Genomic DNA, 15,978 nt, shown 5'->3' with positions numbered 1-15,978 from the left:
TTGGGAGCGGCGGCCGGCGAGGCTCCTCGCACCCCGTCGGCCCCCGCCTCACCCCACCGGCCTCACCGCACCCCCGCCGGCTCCCCCGCCTCGGCCTCCCGGGCCGCCATCTCCCGCAGCGGGCCCTCCTCGGCCAGCAGCCGCCGGTACGGTCCGCGCTGCGCCACCCGGCCCGCGTCGAGGACGATCACCTCGTCCACCGCGTCGAGTCCCGCCAGCCGGTGAGTGATCAGCAGCGTGGTGCGGCCCTCGGTGGCGGCCAGCAGATCGGCGGTCAGCGCGTCCGCCGTCGCCAGGTCCAGATGCTCCGCGGGCTCGTCCAGGACCAGCACCGGGAAGTCGGCCAGCAGCGCGCGGGCCAGTGCCAGCCGCTGCCGCTGCCCGCCGGAGAGCCGGGCCCCGTGCTCGCCGACGAGCGTGTCCAGACCGTCGGGCAGCGACTCCACCCAGTCCAGCAGCCGGGCCCGGGCCAGCGCGCCGCGCAGCTCGGCCTCGGAGGCGTCCTTCCTGGCCAGGGCCAGGTTCTCGCGCACCGAGCTGTCGAAGAGATGCGCGTCCTGCGCACACAGCCCGACCAGCCGCCGTACGTCGTCCCCCGCCACCGCGCACGCGTCCACACCGGCGAGCGTGTACGAGCCCGCCCGCGGGTCCAGGAACCGCAGCAGCACGTGCGCGAGCGTCGTCTTGCCGGAACCGGAGGCCCCCACCACCGCGATCCGGCGCCCCCGCTCCAGCGTCAGGTCCACTCCGGCGAGCGCCTCCCGCCGCTGCCCCTCATGGCGCGCGACCACGCCCTTGAGGACCACCGGGAACGGCGACACGGGTGCCGGCCGGGGCTGCTCCGGCTCACGTACGGGCTCGGCGGCGTCCAGGACCTCGTACACCCGCTCCGCGCTGCGCCGCACCCGCTGCCGGTACCGCACGGCGAGCGGCAGCCCGAGGACGGCCTCGAAGGCGGCCAGCGGGGTCAGTACGACGACGGCCATCGCCACGCCGCCGAGCCGGTCGGCCGCCACCGCCTGGGCGCCGAACACCGCGGTGGCCGTGACGGTCAGCCCGGAGATCAGCGCGGTGAGGCCGTCACCGAGTCCGGTGACGGCTGCGGCGCGCGCGGCGATCCGGGTGAGGGTGCCGTCCGCCCGCCGGGCAGCGTCCATGCGGGCCGGCAGCGCGCCGGCGACGGTCAGCTCGGCGGTGCCGGTGAGCAGGTCGGTCACCCGGGTGGCGAGCACACCACGGGCGGGCGCCAGCCGCCGCTCGGTCCGCCGGGCCACGGCCGCGGTGAGCAGGGGCACGCCGACGCCCGCCGCCAGCAGGCCCGCCGCGAGCGCGGCACCGGCCTCGGGCAGCAGCCAGGCCGTGAAGGCGACGGAGGCGGCCGAGACGGCGACGGCGGCTCCGGCGGGCAGCAGCCAGCGCAGCCAGTAGTCCTGGAAGGCGTCCACGTCCGCGACCAGCCGGGTGAGCAGATCGCCGCGCCGGGCGCCGCGCAGACCCGCGGGGGCGAGGCGTTCCAGGCGCCGGTACACCGCCACCCGGGTGTCGGCCAGCATCCGCAGGACGGCGTCGTGCGAGACCAGCCGTTCGGCATAGCGGAAGACGGCCCGCCCGATCCCGAAGGCACGGGTGGCGGTCACGGCCACCATCAGATAGAGCACCGGCGGCTGCTGCGAGGCCCGCGAGATGAGCCAGCCGGAGGTCGCCATCAGCCCGACGGCACTCCCCAGGGCCAGACTCCCCAGCACCAGGGCCCCGATCAGCCGCCCGCGCGCCCCTCCGCCCAGCTCTCGGACCCGGGCCAGCACACTCCGCCTCCGGACCCCGCCCGACGGACCGACCCCACGCGGTTCCTCCTCCGGCCCATCGAGCCGGGCGGCGGAGGGACGAGGCCGGGGATCCAGGGTGCGGAGCGCCTCGGATGTCCGGCCGTCCCCCGGGTGCTCCGCGACATCCGCGCCACCCAGCCGTACGACCCTGTCGGCCAGCGCCAGCAACGCCGGCCGGTGCACGACCAGGAGCACGGTCCGCCCGGCGGCCAGCCTCCGCACCGCCGCCACGACCTCCCCCTCCGTCGCCCCGTCCAACGCGGCCGTCGGCTCGTCCAGCAACAGCACGGGCCGGTCCGCGAGGAACGCCCGGGCCAGCGCGATCCGCTGCCGCTGTCCCGCCGACAGCCCCGCCCCGTCCTCCCCGAGCACGGTGCCGGCCCCTTCCGGCAGCTCCGCCACGAACTCCCACGCACCCGCGTCCCGCAGAGCACGCCGCACGGCGTCGTCGTCGGCCCCGGGCCGGGCCAGCCGCACGTTCTCCGCGATGGTCCCGGCGTACAGATGAGGCCGTTGCGGCACCCACGCGATCCGTGACCGCCACTCCTCCAGGTCGAGGCCGGCGAGATCGGCGTCCCCGATCCGCACCCGCCCCTGGGCGGGCCGTACGAAGCCCAGCAACACGCTGAGCAGCGTCGACTTGCCCGCCCCGCTCGGCCCGACCAGCGCGACGGTCTCACCGGGCTCCACGCGGAACGACACTCCGGTCACCGCGTCCGAAGAGCGCCCCGGGTAGCGGACGGTGACGTCCTCGAAGGCCATGGCGCCCGCGGGCACCGCGCCGGTGCCCGTTACCGGCACGGGCGTCTCCAGCACGGAGAAGATCTCCTCCGCGGCGGCCAGCCCTTCCGCCGCCGCGTGGTATTGCGCCCCCACCTGCCGCAACGGCAGATACGCCTCGGGCGCCAGCACCAGGATCACCAGCCCGACGTACAGGTCCATGTCCCCGTGCACGAGCCGCATCCCGATCGTCACGGCGACCAGCGCGACGGACAGCGTGGCCAGCAACTCCAGCGCGAAGGAGGAGAGGAAGGCGATCCGCAGGGTGCGCAGGGTGGCCTGCCGGTACTCCCCGGTGATCCGCCGGATCGACGCGGCCTGTGCCTTGGCCCGGCCGAACACCTTCAGCGTCGGCAGTCCCGCGACCACGTCCAGGAAGTGGCCGGACAGCCGGGACAACAGCAGCCACTGACGATCCATCCGGGACTGGGTCGCCCAGCCGATCAGCATCATGAAGAGCGGAATCAGCGGCAGGGTGCCGACGATGATCGCCGCCGACACCCAGTCCTCGGTGACGATTCGCGCCAGCACCGCCACCGGCACGACCACGGCCAGTCCCAGCTGCGGGAGGTAGCGCGAGAAGTAGTCGTCCAGGGCATCGACCCCGCGCGTGGCCAGGGTGACCAGCGAGCCGGTCCGCTGCCCGGCCGGCCGGTCCGGGCCGAGCGCCGCCGCCCGGTCCAGCAGCCGCCCGCGCAGCTCCGACTTCACCGCCGCGCCGGCCCGATGGGCCGCGAGTTCGGTGAGCCACGCGACCGACGACCGCCCCACGGCCACGGCGGCCAACAGCAGCAGCGGAGTGCGCAGATCACCGGCCGAGTGGCCGTGCTGGAACGCGCCGACGACGATCTCGGCGACGAGCATCGCCTGCGCGATGACCAGTCCGGCTCCCACGGCCCCCAGACCGACGACGGCCACGAGGAAGAGCCGGGTGGCGCGGGCGTACCGCAGCAGGCGTGGATCGATTGGTTTCACGTGAAACATGCCCTTCGGCCCAGAGGGTGTGTTTCACGTGAAACACACCCTCGGCGGACTCAGTGAGCGGCGTCGGGAGCGATGTGCTGCGTGCCGATCCGCTTGCGGAACACCCAGTAGGTCCAGCCCTGGTAGAGCACGACGAGCGGGGTGGCGATCGCCGCCAGCCACGTCATGATCTTGAGGGTGTAGGGGCTCGACGAGGCGTTGGTGACCGTCAGGCTCCAGTCCCCGTTCAGCGTGGACGGCATGACGTTCGGGAAGAGCGAGAGGAAGAGCATCGCCACGGCGGCCACGATGGTGACGCCGGACAGCGAGAAGGCCCAGCCCTCCCGTCCGGCCTGGTTGGCCACCAGCGCGGCGACCAGGGCGACGACGGCCACGACCAGGGCGACCAGGCTCTTGCCGTCTCCACTGTCGGCCTGCGTCCACAGCAGGAAGGCGAGCGCCACGAGGGCCGCGGCCAGACCGACCCAGCGGGCCAGCTTCCTTGCCCGCACCCGGATGTCACCGACGGTCTTGAGCGCGGTGAAGACCGCGCCGTGGAAGGTGAACAGCGTGAGCGTCACCAGACCGCCGAGCAGGGCGTAGGGGTTGAGCAGGTCCCAGACATTGCCGACGTACTCGAAGTGCTGGTCGATCTTCACGCCCCGCACGATGTTCCCGAAGGCCACCCCCCACAGGAACGCCGGGAGGAGCGAGCACCAGAAGATCGCCGTCTCCCAGTTGCGCTGCCAGTTCTCCTCGGGCCGCTTGACCCGGTACTCGAAGGCGACACCCCGGACGATCAGGCAGACCAGGATGAGCAGCAGCGGCAGGTAGAAGCCGGAGAAAAGGGTGGCGTACCACTCGGGGAAGGCGGCGAAGGTCGCGCCGCCCGCGGTGAGCAGCCACACCTCGTTGCCGTCCCAGACCGGGCCGATGGTGTTGATCAGCACCCGGCGCTCGGCCCGGCCCCGGGCCAGCAGCCTGGTGAGGATGCCGACTCCGAAGTCGAAGCCCTCCAGGAAGAAGTAGCCGGTCCACAGGACGGCGATCAGGACGAACCAGACGTCGTGAAGTTGCATGACTGTTCCCCCGGCCTAGTACGAGAAGGCCATCGGCTTGTCGGCGTCACGGGTGTCGCCGCCGATCTTCGTGGGCGGGTTGAGGTCGGCCTCGGTGAGTTCGGGCGGGCCGGCCTTGACGTACTTCGCGAGCAGCTTGACCTCGACCACGGCGAGGATCGCGTAGAGCGCGGTGAAGACGGCCATCGAGGTGACGACCTCGCCCTGGGAGACACCGGGGGAGACCGCGTCCCGGGTCCGCAGCACGCCGTAGACGACCCACGGCTGGCGGCCCATCTCGGTGAAGATCCAGCCCCAGGAGTTGGCGATCAGCGGAAAGGCCATCGTCCAGGTCGCGATGCGCCAGTACCAGGGGGTGAGCTTCGGGCTGAGCGCCTTGTTCTTGAACAGCACCAGGTGCGGCACCTCGTCCTCGCCGACCCTGAGGTGCTGCGGCAGCATGAACTTCTTGCGGGTCAGCCACAGCCCTGCCAGCCCGATGGCGAAGGAGGCCATGCCGAAGCCGATCATCCAGCGGAAGCCCCAGAAGGCCACCGGGATGTTGGGCCGGTAGTCGCCGGGCCCGAACTTCTGCTGCTCGGCCTTGTTGACGTCGTTGATGCCGGGGACGTACGAGCTGAAGTTGTCGTCGGCGAGGAAGGACAACAGGCCCGGGATCTCGATGGCCACGGAGTTGTGGCCCTTGTCCACGTCGCCGTAGGCGAAGATCGAGAACGGAGCCGGCTTCTGGCCGTCCCACAGCGCCTCCGCGGCGGCCATCTTCATCGGCTGCTGCTTGAACATCACCTTGCCGAGGGTGTCGCCACTGATCGCGGTGAGCAGACCGGCGATGACGACGGTGATCAGACCGAGCCGCAGCGAGGTCTTCATCTCCCGGATGTGCTTCTTGCGGGCCAGGTGGTAGGCGGATATGCCCACCATGAAGGCGCCGCCGGTCAGGAAGGCCGCCGACAGGGTGTGGAACGCCTGGGTGAGGGCGGTGTTCTGGGTCAGGACGGCCCAGAAGTCGGTCAGCTCGGCCCGTCCCCTCGCCTTGTCGATCTTGTAACCGACCGGGTGCTGCATCCAGGAGTTGGCCGCGAGGATGAAGTACGCCGACAGGACCGTCCCGATCGAGACCATCCAGATGCAGGCCAGGTGGATCTTCTTCGGCAGCCTGTCCCAGCCGAAGATCCACAGCCCGATGAACGTGGACTCGAAGAAGAACGCGATCAGCGCCTCGAAGGCGAGCGGGGCGCCGAAGATGTCACCGACGAAGCGCGAGTAGTCCGACCAGTTCATGCCGAACTGGAACTCCTGCACGATGCCGGTGACCACGCCCATGGCGATGTTGATCAGGAAGAGCTTGCCCCAGAACTTGGTCGCCCTGAGGTACTTCTCCTTCTCCGTGCGCACCCAGGCCGTCTGCAGCCCGGCCGTGAGCGCGGCCAGGGAGATCGTCAACGGCACGAACAGGAAGTGGTAGACGGTGGTGATGCCGAACTGCCAGCGCGCCAGTGTTTCCGGCGCCAAAGCCAGGTCCACGTCGTCACTCTCCTTACTACGGCGTGGTCAGCGGCGGTTTGCCCCTGTTTGTTGCCCACATACAGGAGCAAACGGGACGCGCTTGTGAACGCGTTCACATTCACAAGCCATTATGACGCACTGATTTTCAGCCGAAGCAGGGGGGTGCCTCCTCCGCCGACACGTCAAGGCCTTGGCGGCGACTTCAACATCTTGTTGAATTGCGCCCCATGCAGATACGCATCTCCTGGCCCGCGGGCAACATCACCGCGACCCTCGACGGAGGCACCCCGACGGCACAGGCCCTCGCCGAGGCACTGCCGCTCGCCTCGACCGCGCGCACATGGGGTGAGGAGGTGTATTTCGACACAGGCGTCTCTGTTTCACGTGAAACGGACGCCCGCCAGGTCGTGGAACCGGGCACGGTGGCCTTCTGGACAGAGGGCGACGCCCTCGCCCTCCCCTACGGCCCCACGCCGATCTCGCGCGGCCGGGAGTGCCGCCTCGCGAGTCCGTGCAACATCCTCGGCAGCCTGGACGGGGACGCCGGCCTCCTGGCGACCGTACGGGCCGGCGACCCCATCCGTGTGGAACTGGTCGAGGAGTAGCGCCACCGCGGCGTCACAGCTCCTCGCGGCACTCCGGCGCTACCGCGGAATCACTGCCCCTTGGGGAACGCCTCCGCCACCTTCAGGAAGATGTCGTTCGCCTCGGCCTCGCCGACCGTTACCCGCACACCCTCGCCCGGGAACGGCCGGACCACCACCCCGTGCTCCTCACAGGCCTGCGCGAACGCGATGGTGCGCTCGCCCAGCCGCAGCCACACGAAGTTGGCCTGCGTCTCCGGCACCGTCCAGCCCTGGTCCCGCAGCGCGTCGACCACGCGCGTGCGCTCACACACCAGCGAGCCGACCCGGCCCAGCAGCTCGTCCTCGGCCCGCAACGAGGCGATCGCCGCCTCCTGAGCGAGCTGGCTCACACCGAACGGCACCGCCGTCTTGCGCAGCGCCGCCGCCACCGGCTCGTGAGCGATCGCGAAACCGACCCGCAGCCCGGCCAGCCCGTACGCCTTGGAGAAGGTCCGCAGCACACAGACGTTGGGCCGCTCCCGGTACAGCTCGACGCCGTCGGGCACCTCGGGGTCGCGGATGAACTCCCGGTAGGCCTCGTCCAGCACCACCAGCACATCTCCGGGCACCCGGTCGAGGAACCGTTCCAGCTCGGCCCGCCGCACCACCGTGCCGGTCGGGTTGTTGGGGTTGCAGACGAAGATCAGGCGCGTCCGGTCCGTGATCGCGTCCGCCATCGCGTCCAGGTCGTGCACGTCACCCGGCGTCAGCGGCACCTGCACCGACCGGGCACCGCTGACCTGCGTGATGATCGGGTAGGCCTCGAACGACCGCCAGGCGTAGATCACCTCGTCACCGGGGCCGCTGGTGGCCTGGATGAGCTGCTGGGCGACCCCGACCGAGCCGGTCCCGGTCGCCAGGTGGGACAGCGGCACCCCGAAGCGATCGGACAGCTCGTTCATCAGCCCCGTGCAGCCCATGTCCGGGTAGCGGTTGAAGTCGCAGGCCGCCGCGGTCACGCTCTCCAGCACGCCCGGCAGCGGCGGATAGGGGTTCTCGTTGGAGGACAGCTTGTAGGCGACCGTCCCGCCGGCCGCGGCCGGCTTGCCCGGCTTGTAGGTGGGGATACCCTCCAGCTCGGCGCGCAGCTTGGGGCTTGTCTCGCTCACCGCAGTCCTCCTCGCGACCACCGGCGGACCGTCGACACCGCCGGCTTCCAATACTCCACACCTTAAGAGGATTCGGCCCCGCTGCGTACAGGTCCGGGACGCCCGGCGGCCCCGGGGCACCGGTCCCGTGAGGGCATGGATTCCGCGGCCCGCGCCGCCATCGGGGGCATCACCGCACGAAGGCGTGCGTTTCGGGGGGCGCGCCGTACATATATCTATGCGCCGGTGGCTTGCGCCCTGGCGCGCGTCGCCCGTGCAGGTGAGTTGAGACCTCTTCGAAACATCGGACCCTCGACAGGTCCATCCGCCCCGGCAGGTCACGTCCTGCGACTTGATGCCGTAACTGCCTTTGTTTCTAAGGCACTTGACGCCAAATGGCCATGCAGAAACGTGCCTCCCGAGGAGTGCATATGCGTCCGCACTACCCCACCGCATGAGCCCTACTATCGGCTCGCCATGACAGCAGCAGGGAAGCACCAGGTGAGCCGAGCGGAAACCTCACGTCGAGGCAGCCGACCGGGCCGGGCGGGCATCAGAGACGTAGCCGCCGCCGCCGGGGTCTCCATCACGACCGTGTCCGACGCCCTCAACGGCAAGGGCCGGCTCCCGGATGCCACCCGGCGCCATGTCCGCGAGGTGGCCGACCGCCTCGGGTACCGGCCCTCGGCCGCCGCCCGGACCCTCCGTACCGGCAAGTCGGGCCTGATCGGCCTGACCGTGACGACATACGGGGATGAACCTTTCACCTTCACGGAGTTCGCGTACTTCGCGGAGATGGCCCGGGCCGCGACCTCGGCCGCGTTGGCCCGCGGCTACGCCCTGGTCATCCTGCCCGCGACCTCCCGCCACGACGTCTGGTCCAATGTGGCCCTGGACGGCACGGTCGTCATCGACCCCTCCGACCAGGACCCGGTCGTCAGCGAACTCGTCCGGCAGGGACTGCCCGTCGTCTCCGACGGACGGCCGGCCGGCTCCCTTCCCGTCACCGCCTGGGTCGACAACGACCACGAGGCCGCCGTGCTCGGCATCCTCGACCATCTCGCCGCCGCCGGCGCCCGCCGCATCGGCCTGCTGACGGGCACCTCGACGGACACCTACACACATCTGTCGACCACCGCCTATCTGCGCTGGTGCGAACGGGTCGGCCAGGACCCGGTCTACGAGGCGTACCCGGCGCACGACCCGTGCGCGGGTGCCGTCGCCGCCGACCGGCTGCTCGCCCGCCCCGACCGGCCCGACGCGGTGTACGGGCTGTTCGATCCCAACGGCACCGATCTGCTCGCCGCCGCCCGCCGCTACGGCCTGCGCGTGCCCGACGACCTGCTGCTCGTGTGCTGCAGCGAGTCGACCATGTACGCCAGCACCGAGCCGCCCATCACCACGCTCTCGCTGAAGCCGCGCCGTATCGGCACCGCCGTCGTCCAGCTCCTCATCGACGCCATCGAGGGCGTCGAGTCCGAGCAGCCGGTCGAGCAGGTGATACCGACGGAGCTGATCGTGCGTACCTCCTCGCAGCGGCGCTCCCCGCGCACGACGGTCAGCCCGCCGCGGACACCGGACGACCGGTAGCGCTCCGTGCCGCCCCGGGCGACACGGAGCGGCACGGGGCAGCACGGGGCCGGCCGGCGGGGCACGGGGCCCGGCGGGCGCGTCACGGGGCGCGTCCGGCGCGGGCGCCCGGTACGGCACGAGAACCGGCCGGACGAGGGATCAATCGGCCGAGAGCTGGTCGAACATCTGCCCAAACGGGGCGAAAGCCGCGGTGAACTGGAGTCTTGTTCCGATTCACCACCCCTGGGTCATCACACGGCGCGACGCGCATTCCTATGATGGGCCCCACGACACCGCGGACCGCTGCGACCAGGCAGTCCGAAGCGGTGCAGATGCGGCGCGATGGTGGAGGGGTCTGATGACTCAGGGGGCCGGTCAGGGACCCGAGGCGGAGCGGACGGCGACGCTGCGCGACTTCCGGGTACCCGCGTACGTGCACGAGACCGGTCCGTACGTCGGCGGCGTCCACCCCGGCAACGCCGTCCCGGCCGCCGACGAGGCGTATCCCGAGGGCTACACCCCCACTCAGCGCGACCTGCCGGTCATCAACCGCGGCGACACCCTTCAGGTCCCCGTCGAACCGGTCCCCGCCGCGCCGGTCCCGCAGCCCGCGACCGGCCCCGGACCGCTCTACGTCGTCGGCGACGTCCACGGCTATCTGGACGAGCTGGTGGCCGCCCTGCAGGAACAGGGACTGATCGACGCCGCGGGCCAGTGGTGCGCCGGCACCACCCGGCTGTGGTTCCTCGGTGACTTCACCGACCGCGGCCCGGACGGCATCGGCGTCATCGACCTGGTCATGCGGCTGTCCGCCGAGGCCGCCGCGGCAGGCGGCTACTGCAAGGCCCTCATGGGCAACCACGAGCTGCTGCTGCTCGGTGCCAAGCGGTTCGGCGACACGCCCGTCAACTCCGGCGCGGGCACCGCCACCTTCCAGGCGGCCTGGCTGCTCAACGGCGGCCAGAAGACCGACATGGACCGCCTCCAGGACCACCACCTGCAGTGGATGGCCCGCCTCGACGCCGTGGAGATGGTCGACGGCTATCTGCTCGTCCACTCCGACACCACCGCCTACCTCGACTACGGCGACTCCATCGAGGCCGTCAACGACACCGTCCGCGAGACCCTGACCCGCAACGACGCCGACGAGGTCTGGGACCTGTTCCGCAAGTTCACCAAGCGCTTCTCCTTCCGCGACGAGGGCGGCGCCGACGCCGTGCGCTCCCTGCTCGATACGTACGGCGGCACCCGAGTCGTTCACGGGCACAGCCCCATCCCCTACCTCCTCGGCGAGGTCGGCTCCGAGGACAGCGAGGAGGACACCGGCCCGGCCGTCGAAGGACCGCACGTCTACGCCGACGGGCTCGCCATCGCCATGGACGGCGGGGTGACCATGGCCGGAAAGCTGCTGGTCCGACAGCTCCCCCTGGATATCTGACGGTCCGCCGGGCAGGCATCCCTCCAGACCGCGTACGCGCAGGCCGGACGGCAATTTCCGGCAATCCCCTGTCACCGCGCGCCGTCACGGCTCTACCATCGGCTTGTCCGTAGCAGGCTTCCCTCCGTTTCAGCCCGACGGCCGCCGACGTGGGAGCCACAAGCCCTACGGAGCATCGGGGGATGCACATGAACAGCGTTCCGCAGCAACTGAAGAGCGAGGATCTCCGGGAATTCGAGCGGCTGCTCGACGAGGCGCTGCGCTCCGCCCCGCACCGACCGGAATCGGCCGCTGCCGCACAGCGGCTCACCACCGCGCAACTGCGCGCCCTGGCACTCGACGCCTCCGCCCTGATCACGGCTGCCGCGGCGGCCGAGTACCGGCACTACGCCGAACTCCGCGACGCCCGGCGCCAACCGGCGCTGTCCGCCCGGGTACCCACGGGCAACTCCTCCTCACCAGAACCTGGTTCGGCGGACACGGTCCCGGCCGCCGCGCCCGGCGGCACCACCGCCGAGGACACCGGCGCGGGCGCCGTCGCGGTCATCGCCGTGCTGGCCCCCGTCCTCTCCGCCACCGCGGCGGTGATCTTCCTGCTCACCGGCTACGTCCTGCGGGCGCTGAGCCCCGGGCAGACCCTCGCCCGGACCCTGCTCGCCACCGGCTGGGTGTTCGGCGCGCTGACCGCGGCGGCGACCCTGGTCGCCGCCGTCGGACTGCTGCTCGCCGCCCTGCGCAACCGCACCCCGGCGGACACCCGGGCCCGGGACGCCGCGGGCGAGGAGGAACTGGCGAGGGCCAGAGAGGCCTGGCGGGACGCCCTGCTGGAGCGCGGCATCCTGCCTTTCCTCCGGGAGGCGCTGGCCGAGTCCGGCCCGGCCGCCGCACGGCACCCGGTCCCGCCCGCGCCGACCGGCCGCATACCGCGCCTGGGCTACGACCGGCCGGGCTTCAGCAGTCCCGGCGACGGCACGGCGTCCGGCCGCCCCAGCTACACCAGCCCCGACTACACGAGCCCGGACTTCGGAGGCCCGGAGCACCGCCCCGAGTAGCCCGGCCGTACGCCGGGCCACCCGGCCTCCGAAGGCTCAGTCGGCGAGGGGCAGATACACCCGGTTGCCGGCCTCCGCGAACTCCTTCGACTTCTGGGCCATGCCCTCCTCGATCTCGGCCCGGCTGCCGCCGTGCTCCCGCCGGATGTCCTGGGAGATCTTCATGCTGCAGAACTTCGGGCCGCACATGGAGCAGAAGTGGGCCGTCTTGGCGGGTTCGGCCGGCAGGGTCTCGTCGTGGAACTCCCGTGCCGTGTCGGGGTCCAGGGCGAGGTTGAACTGGTCCTCCCACCGGAACTCGAAGCGGGCGTCGGACAGCGCGTCGTCCCACTCCTGCGCACCGGGATGCCCCTTGGCCAGGTCCGCCGCGTGCGCCGCGATCTTGTAGGTGATGACGCCGGTCTTGACGTCGTCCCTGTTGGGCAGGCCCAGGTGCTCCTTGGGCGTGACGTAGCAGAGCATCGCCGTGCCCCACCAGGCGATCATCGCGGCACCGATGCCGGAGGTGATGTGGTCGTACGCCGGCGCGACATCCGTGGTCAGCGGGCCGAGCGTATAGAACGGAGCCTCATCGCAGATCTCCTGCTGGAGGTCGATGTTCTCCTTGATCTTGTGCATCGGGACGTGCCCGGGGCCCTCGATCATCGTCTGTACGTCGAAGCGCCTGGCGATCCGGTTGAGTTCCCCGAGCGTCCGCAGCTCCGCGAACTGGGCCTCGTCGTTGGCGTCCGCGATCGATCCGGGCCGCAGGCCGTCACCCAACGAGTACGTGACGTCGTAGGCGGCGAGGATCTCGCACAGCTCCTCGAAGTTCTCGTACAGGAATGATTCCTTGTGGTGCGCCAGGCACCACGCGGCCATGATGGAGCCACCGCGCGAGACGATGCCGGTCTTGCGGTTGGCGGTGAGCGGGACGTACGGCAGCCGGACGCCCGCGTGGACCGTCATGTAGTCCACGCCCTGCTCGGCCTGCTCGATGACGGTGTCCTTGTAGATCTCCCAGGTCAGTTCCTCGGCCTTGCCGTCGACCTTCTCCAGCGCCTGGTAGAGCGGCACCGTGCCGATGGGAACGGGCGAGTTGCGCAGCACCCACTCGCGGGTGGTGTGGATGTTGCGGCCGGTGGACAGATCCATGACCGTGTCGGCGCCCCAGCGGGTCGCCCAGGTCATCTTCTCGACCTCCTCTTCGATGGAGGACGTCACCGCCGAGTTGCCGATGTTGGCGTTCACCTTCACCAGGAACCGTTTGCCGATGATCATCGGCTCGATCTCCGGGTGGTTGACGTTGGCCGGCAGCACGGCCCGGCCCGCCGCGATCTCCTCGCGGACCACCTCGGGCGAGACGTTCTCCCGGAGGGCCACGAACTCCATCTCCGGCGTGATTTCGCCCCGGCGGGCGTACGCGAGCTGGGTCACCGCCTGGCCGTCACGTCCGCGCCGCGGCTGGCGCGGGCGTCCGGGGAAGACCGCGTCCAGGTTGCGCAGCCCGCCGCGCGGCGAGGTGTGCTTGATCCCGTCGTCCTCGGGACGGACCGGCCGGCCCGTGTACTCCTCGGTGTCGCCGCGGGCGATGATCCAGTTCTCCCGCAGCGGCGGCAGGCCCCTGCGGACGTCCGTATCGGCGAGCGGATCGGTGTACGGGCCCGATGTGTCGTACAGCGTGACCGACTGCCCGTTCGTGAGATGCACCTGACGGACCGGCACCCGTAGGTCGGGGCGCGAGCCCTCGACATATGCCTTGTGCCAGCCGATGGACTTCCCGGCCTCCGCGGACTTGTCGTCCTGAGCGGAGGCAGGCGTGCGTGCGTCCTTGTTGGTCATGAGACCTACTCCCTACGCCGGCATTACCCGGTAACAGGTTCGGCGGTCGACGCAGCGGTTCCCGTAGGCCGACGCTTCCCGCGGAACATCGCTTGTTCCACGTGAAACATCGCCACCACGGAGGTCAGCGCCCTCTCAGCCCGGTGCTCCGAGCTCCCGCGTGTGCAAAGGTGCCTCCACGCTAGCGCCATGTATGGCGCGGTGAACAGTGGGCCCCCTCGCGTTCTTGGGATGATCGGGCGGTGACCAGCATGGAGCAGTACCCCCATCAGCCTTCCGAGCCGCACCGCCGAGACGGCTCGGAGCAGGCCGCCGGGCACGGCCACGCAGCCTCCGAGGGCGGCCGTGCCGCCGCTCCCGGGCACGGTCACTCGCACGGCCACAGCCACAGTCACGGCCCCGCCGCTCCCGTCTCCCTGCACCTGCGCAAAGTCATCGCGGCGGTCCTGGTCCCCTTCACCGCGGCGGTCCTGGTCGGCCTCGTGGTGCTCTGGCCCGGACAGACCCCGGCCCACAAGCGCACCGGCGTCGGCTTCGACCGTCAGACCCAGCAGGCCACGGTCACCCAGGTCGTCGAGCTGAGCTGCGCGTCGGCGAACGCCTCCGGAGTGCCCCCGACCGGCGACACCTCCACCGCCGAGGGCAGCTCGGCCCGGCAACAGGCCGACGGCACCTGCAAGAAGGCCACGATCCGGGTCGACACCGGTCAGGACAAGGGCCGTACCTTCACCGAGATCGTGCAGCCGGACCAGTCGCGCCAGCTCTCCCAGGGCGAGAAGGTCGTGGTCGCCTACGAGCCCTCGGCACCGAAGAACCTGCAGTACGCGGTGACCGATGTGAACCGCAAGTTCCCCATGACACTGCTCGCCGGAATCTTCGCGGTGGCCGTGGTCGTGGTGGGCCGGCTGCGCGGGGTCATGGCTCTGGTCGCCCTGGCCGTCAGCTTCCTGGTGCTGACGCTGTTCATCCTGCCGGCGATCCTCCAGGGATCTAATCCGCTGCTGGTGGCCGTCGTCGGATCGAGTGCCATCATGCTGATCGCCCTGTACCTGTGCCACGGTCTGTCGGCCCGCACGTCGGTGGCGGTGCTCGGCACGCTGATATCGCTGGCGCTGATCGGTGTGCTCGGGTCGCTGTTCATCGGCTGGGCCGCGCTGACGGGCAACACGGACGACAACACGGGTCTGATCCACGGCCTGTATCCGTCGATCGACATGAGCGGTCTGCTGCTGGCCGGGGTCATCATCGGATCGCTCGGCGTGCTGGACGATGTGACGGTGACCCAGACGTCGGCCGTCTGGGAACTGCACGAGGCCAACCCGTCGATGGGCTGGCGCGGGCTGTACCGGGCGGGCATCCGGATCGGCCGCGACCACATCGCGTCCGTGGTCAACACCCTGGTGCTCGCCTACGCCGGTGCCGCGCTGCCGTTGCTGCTGCTGTTCTCGATCGCGCAGAGCAGCGTGGGGACCGTGGCCAACAGCGAGCTGGTGGCCGAGGAGATCGTGCGCACGCTGGTGGGCTCGATCGGTCTGGTCGCCTCGGTCCCGGTCACCACGGCGCTGGCCGCGCTGGTGGTGTCGGCCGACCGGGGCGGACCGGCCGCCGCGGCGGCCACGGCATCCGCCGGTGCCCGGACCGCCCCGGCGCGCGGCGGCCGGGGCCGGCGCCGGAAGCGGTGAGCGCCGGCGGCACCGCCGCCCGCTGTGCAGAAGCGTTCCTGCACGACCCCGCACCCGACGGCGGAGCCCCCTTGCCGTGACGCTTCAGCCGGCGCTCTGCTCCTCGGCCAGGATGCGGTCCAGGGCCTCGTCCAGATGCGCGTCGAAATCGGCCAGTGCCGCCTCCTGACCGAGCGGCACCAGTTTGTCCGTGCGGTCGAGGAAGGCCACGAGCGGAGGCGCCGACGAGCGGAAGAGGGCATGGTCACCACCGACCTGAAGCCGGATCAGCACCTCTCCCAGCACCTCCGAGTCGACGGGGGAGATACGCACGTCTCCCTCCCCGCACGGACGGCCGACCCCGTCGATCAGCAGCTCGCGCCCGAAGGCCCAGGTGACGGGTGCGTCACCTGGAAGATGAAAGGTGAGCCGCACGGCATAGGGATCACTGGTCTCGTAGCGCAACTCCACCGGGATGCGGAAGGAGAGCTCCTCGGACACGAGAAAGCTCATCATGACTTCTGCCTGTACGGACTCGCGCATTGCCTACCCCGTCATATGACGTC

General features: G+C 70.9%; 11 protein-coding genes and 1 riboswitch. Of the genes, 5 read left to right on the top strand and 6 right to left on the bottom strand.

Annotation, left to right across the window (positions count from 1 at the left end):
• Positions 1-62: 62 nt before the first annotated feature.
• From cydD to SCK26_RS19055, 3 genes are read right to left on the bottom strand one after another with little or no spacing between them, the layout of a single operon-like run.
• The gene (gene cydD / locus SCK26_RS19065) at positions 63-3,581 is read right to left on the bottom strand and encodes a thiol reductant ABC exporter subunit CydD (protein WP_318202511.1); all 3,519 of its coding nucleotides are present in this window, start codon (positions 3,579-3,581) and stop codon (positions 63-65) included.
• 59 nt (positions 3,582-3,640) lie between these two features.
• Positions 3,641-4,648 carry a cytochrome d ubiquinol oxidase subunit II gene (cydB, locus tag SCK26_RS19060; protein ID WP_318202510.1) on the bottom strand — a complete coding sequence of 336 codons (1,008 nt, stop codon included), beginning with the start codon at positions 4,646-4,648 and terminating at the stop codon, positions 3,641-3,643.
• Positions 4,649-4,663: 15 nt separating this feature from the next.
• On the bottom strand, positions 4,664-6,172 hold the full coding sequence (locus SCK26_RS19055; protein WP_318202509.1) for a cytochrome ubiquinol oxidase subunit I: 1,509 nt from the start codon (positions 6,170-6,172) through the stop codon (positions 4,664-4,666).
• Between the two features lie 209 nt (positions 6,173-6,381).
• Between SCK26_RS19055 and SCK26_RS19050 the strand changes: the two genes are divergently transcribed.
• Positions 6,382-6,759 carry a cyclophilin-like fold protein gene (locus SCK26_RS19050; protein ID WP_318202508.1) on the top strand — a complete coding sequence of 126 codons (378 nt, stop codon included), beginning with the start codon at positions 6,382-6,384 and terminating at the stop codon, positions 6,757-6,759.
• Between the two features lie 50 nt (positions 6,760-6,809).
• On the opposite strand, the gene hisC is transcribed toward SCK26_RS19050, so the two are convergent.
• Positions 6,810-7,889, bottom strand: a complete 1,080-nt coding sequence (gene hisC, locus SCK26_RS19045; protein ID WP_318202507.1) for a histidinol-phosphate transaminase — start codon at positions 7,887-7,889, stop codon at positions 6,810-6,812.
• Between the two features lie 456 nt (positions 7,890-8,345).
• Here hisC and SCK26_RS19040 point away from each other — a divergent pair, with 456 nt between their 5' ends.
• The 3 genes from SCK26_RS19040 (at position 8,346) to SCK26_RS19030 (ending at position 11,930) form a co-directional block, all read left to right on the top strand.
• Complete coding sequence (locus SCK26_RS19040) at positions 8,346-9,458, top strand: LacI family DNA-binding transcriptional regulator (RefSeq protein WP_318202506.1); 1,113 nt, start codon at positions 8,346-8,348, stop codon at positions 9,456-9,458.
• Between the two features lie 340 nt (positions 9,459-9,798).
• The gene (locus SCK26_RS19035) at positions 9,799-10,878 is read left to right on the top strand and encodes a metallophosphoesterase (protein WP_318202505.1); all 1,080 of its coding nucleotides are present in this window, start codon (positions 9,799-9,801) and stop codon (positions 10,876-10,878) included.
• A 182-nt stretch (positions 10,879-11,060) separates the two neighbouring features.
• On the top strand, positions 11,061-11,930 hold the full coding sequence (locus SCK26_RS19030; protein WP_318202504.1) for a DUF4126 domain-containing protein: 870 nt from the start codon (positions 11,061-11,063) through the stop codon (positions 11,928-11,930).
• A 36-nt stretch (positions 11,931-11,966) separates the two neighbouring features.
• Here the strand turns inward: SCK26_RS19030 and thiC are convergent, their stop codons facing one another.
• Positions 11,967-13,751, bottom strand: a complete 1,785-nt coding sequence (gene thiC / locus SCK26_RS19025; protein ID WP_318202503.1) for a phosphomethylpyrimidine synthase ThiC — start codon at positions 13,749-13,751, stop codon at positions 11,967-11,969.
• A riboswitch (TPP riboswitch) is annotated at positions 13,744-13,921 on the bottom strand. Its footprint overlaps the gene before it by 8 nt.
• Before the next feature lie 81 nt (positions 13,922-14,002).
• Between thiC and SCK26_RS19020 the strand changes: the two genes are divergently transcribed.
• Entirely contained in the window at positions 14,003-15,433 is a 1,431-nt protein-coding gene (locus SCK26_RS19020; RefSeq protein WP_412080859.1) for a YibE/F family protein, read from the top strand.
• A gap of 84 nt (positions 15,434-15,517) precedes the next feature.
• On the opposite strand, the gene SCK26_RS19015 is transcribed toward SCK26_RS19020, so the two are convergent.
• Positions 15,518-15,955 carry an SsgA family sporulation/cell division regulator gene (locus SCK26_RS19015; RefSeq protein WP_318202501.1) on the bottom strand — a complete coding sequence of 146 codons (438 nt, stop codon included), beginning with the start codon at positions 15,953-15,955 and terminating at the stop codon, positions 15,518-15,520.
• Positions 15,956-15,978: the final 23 nt, after the last annotated feature.

Origin of the sequence: Streptomyces sp. SCL15-4 (assembly GCF_033366695.1) — a bacterium.
Lineage (GTDB): Bacteria > Actinomycetota > Actinomycetes > Streptomycetales > Streptomycetaceae > Streptomyces.
Note: the sequence above shows the minus strand (reverse complement) of the source record. Positions and strands in the feature narration are given on the sequence as shown.

Bases quoted from the DNA above. Each gene is read 5' to 3' on its own strand.
- cydB (WP_318202510.1), bottom strand. From the start codon at position 4,648: ATGCAACTTCACGACGTCTGGTTCGTCCTGATCGCCGTCCTGTGGACC.
- SCK26_RS19050 (WP_318202508.1), top strand. From the start codon at position 6,382: ATGCAGATACGCATCTCCTGGCCCGCGGGCAACATCACCGCGACCCTC.
- SCK26_RS19040 (WP_318202506.1), top strand. From the start codon at position 8,346: ATGACAGCAGCAGGGAAGCACCAGGTGAGCCGAGCGGAAACCTCACGT.
- SCK26_RS19035 (WP_318202505.1), top strand. From the start codon at position 9,799: ATGACTCAGGGGGCCGGTCAGGGACCCGAGGCGGAGCGGACGGCGACG.
- SCK26_RS19030 (WP_318202504.1), top strand. From the start codon at position 11,061: ATGCACATGAACAGCGTTCCGCAGCAACTGAAGAGCGAGGATCTCCGG.
- thiC (WP_318202503.1), bottom strand. From the start codon at position 13,751: ATGACCAACAAGGACGCACGCACGCCTGCCTCCGCTCAGGACGACAAG.
- SCK26_RS19020 (WP_412080859.1), top strand. From the start codon at position 14,003: ATGGAGCAGTACCCCCATCAGCCTTCCGAGCCGCACCGCCGAGACGGC.
- SCK26_RS19015 (WP_318202501.1), bottom strand. From the start codon at position 15,955: ATGCGCGAGTCCGTACAGGCAGAAGTCATGATGAGCTTTCTCGTGTCC.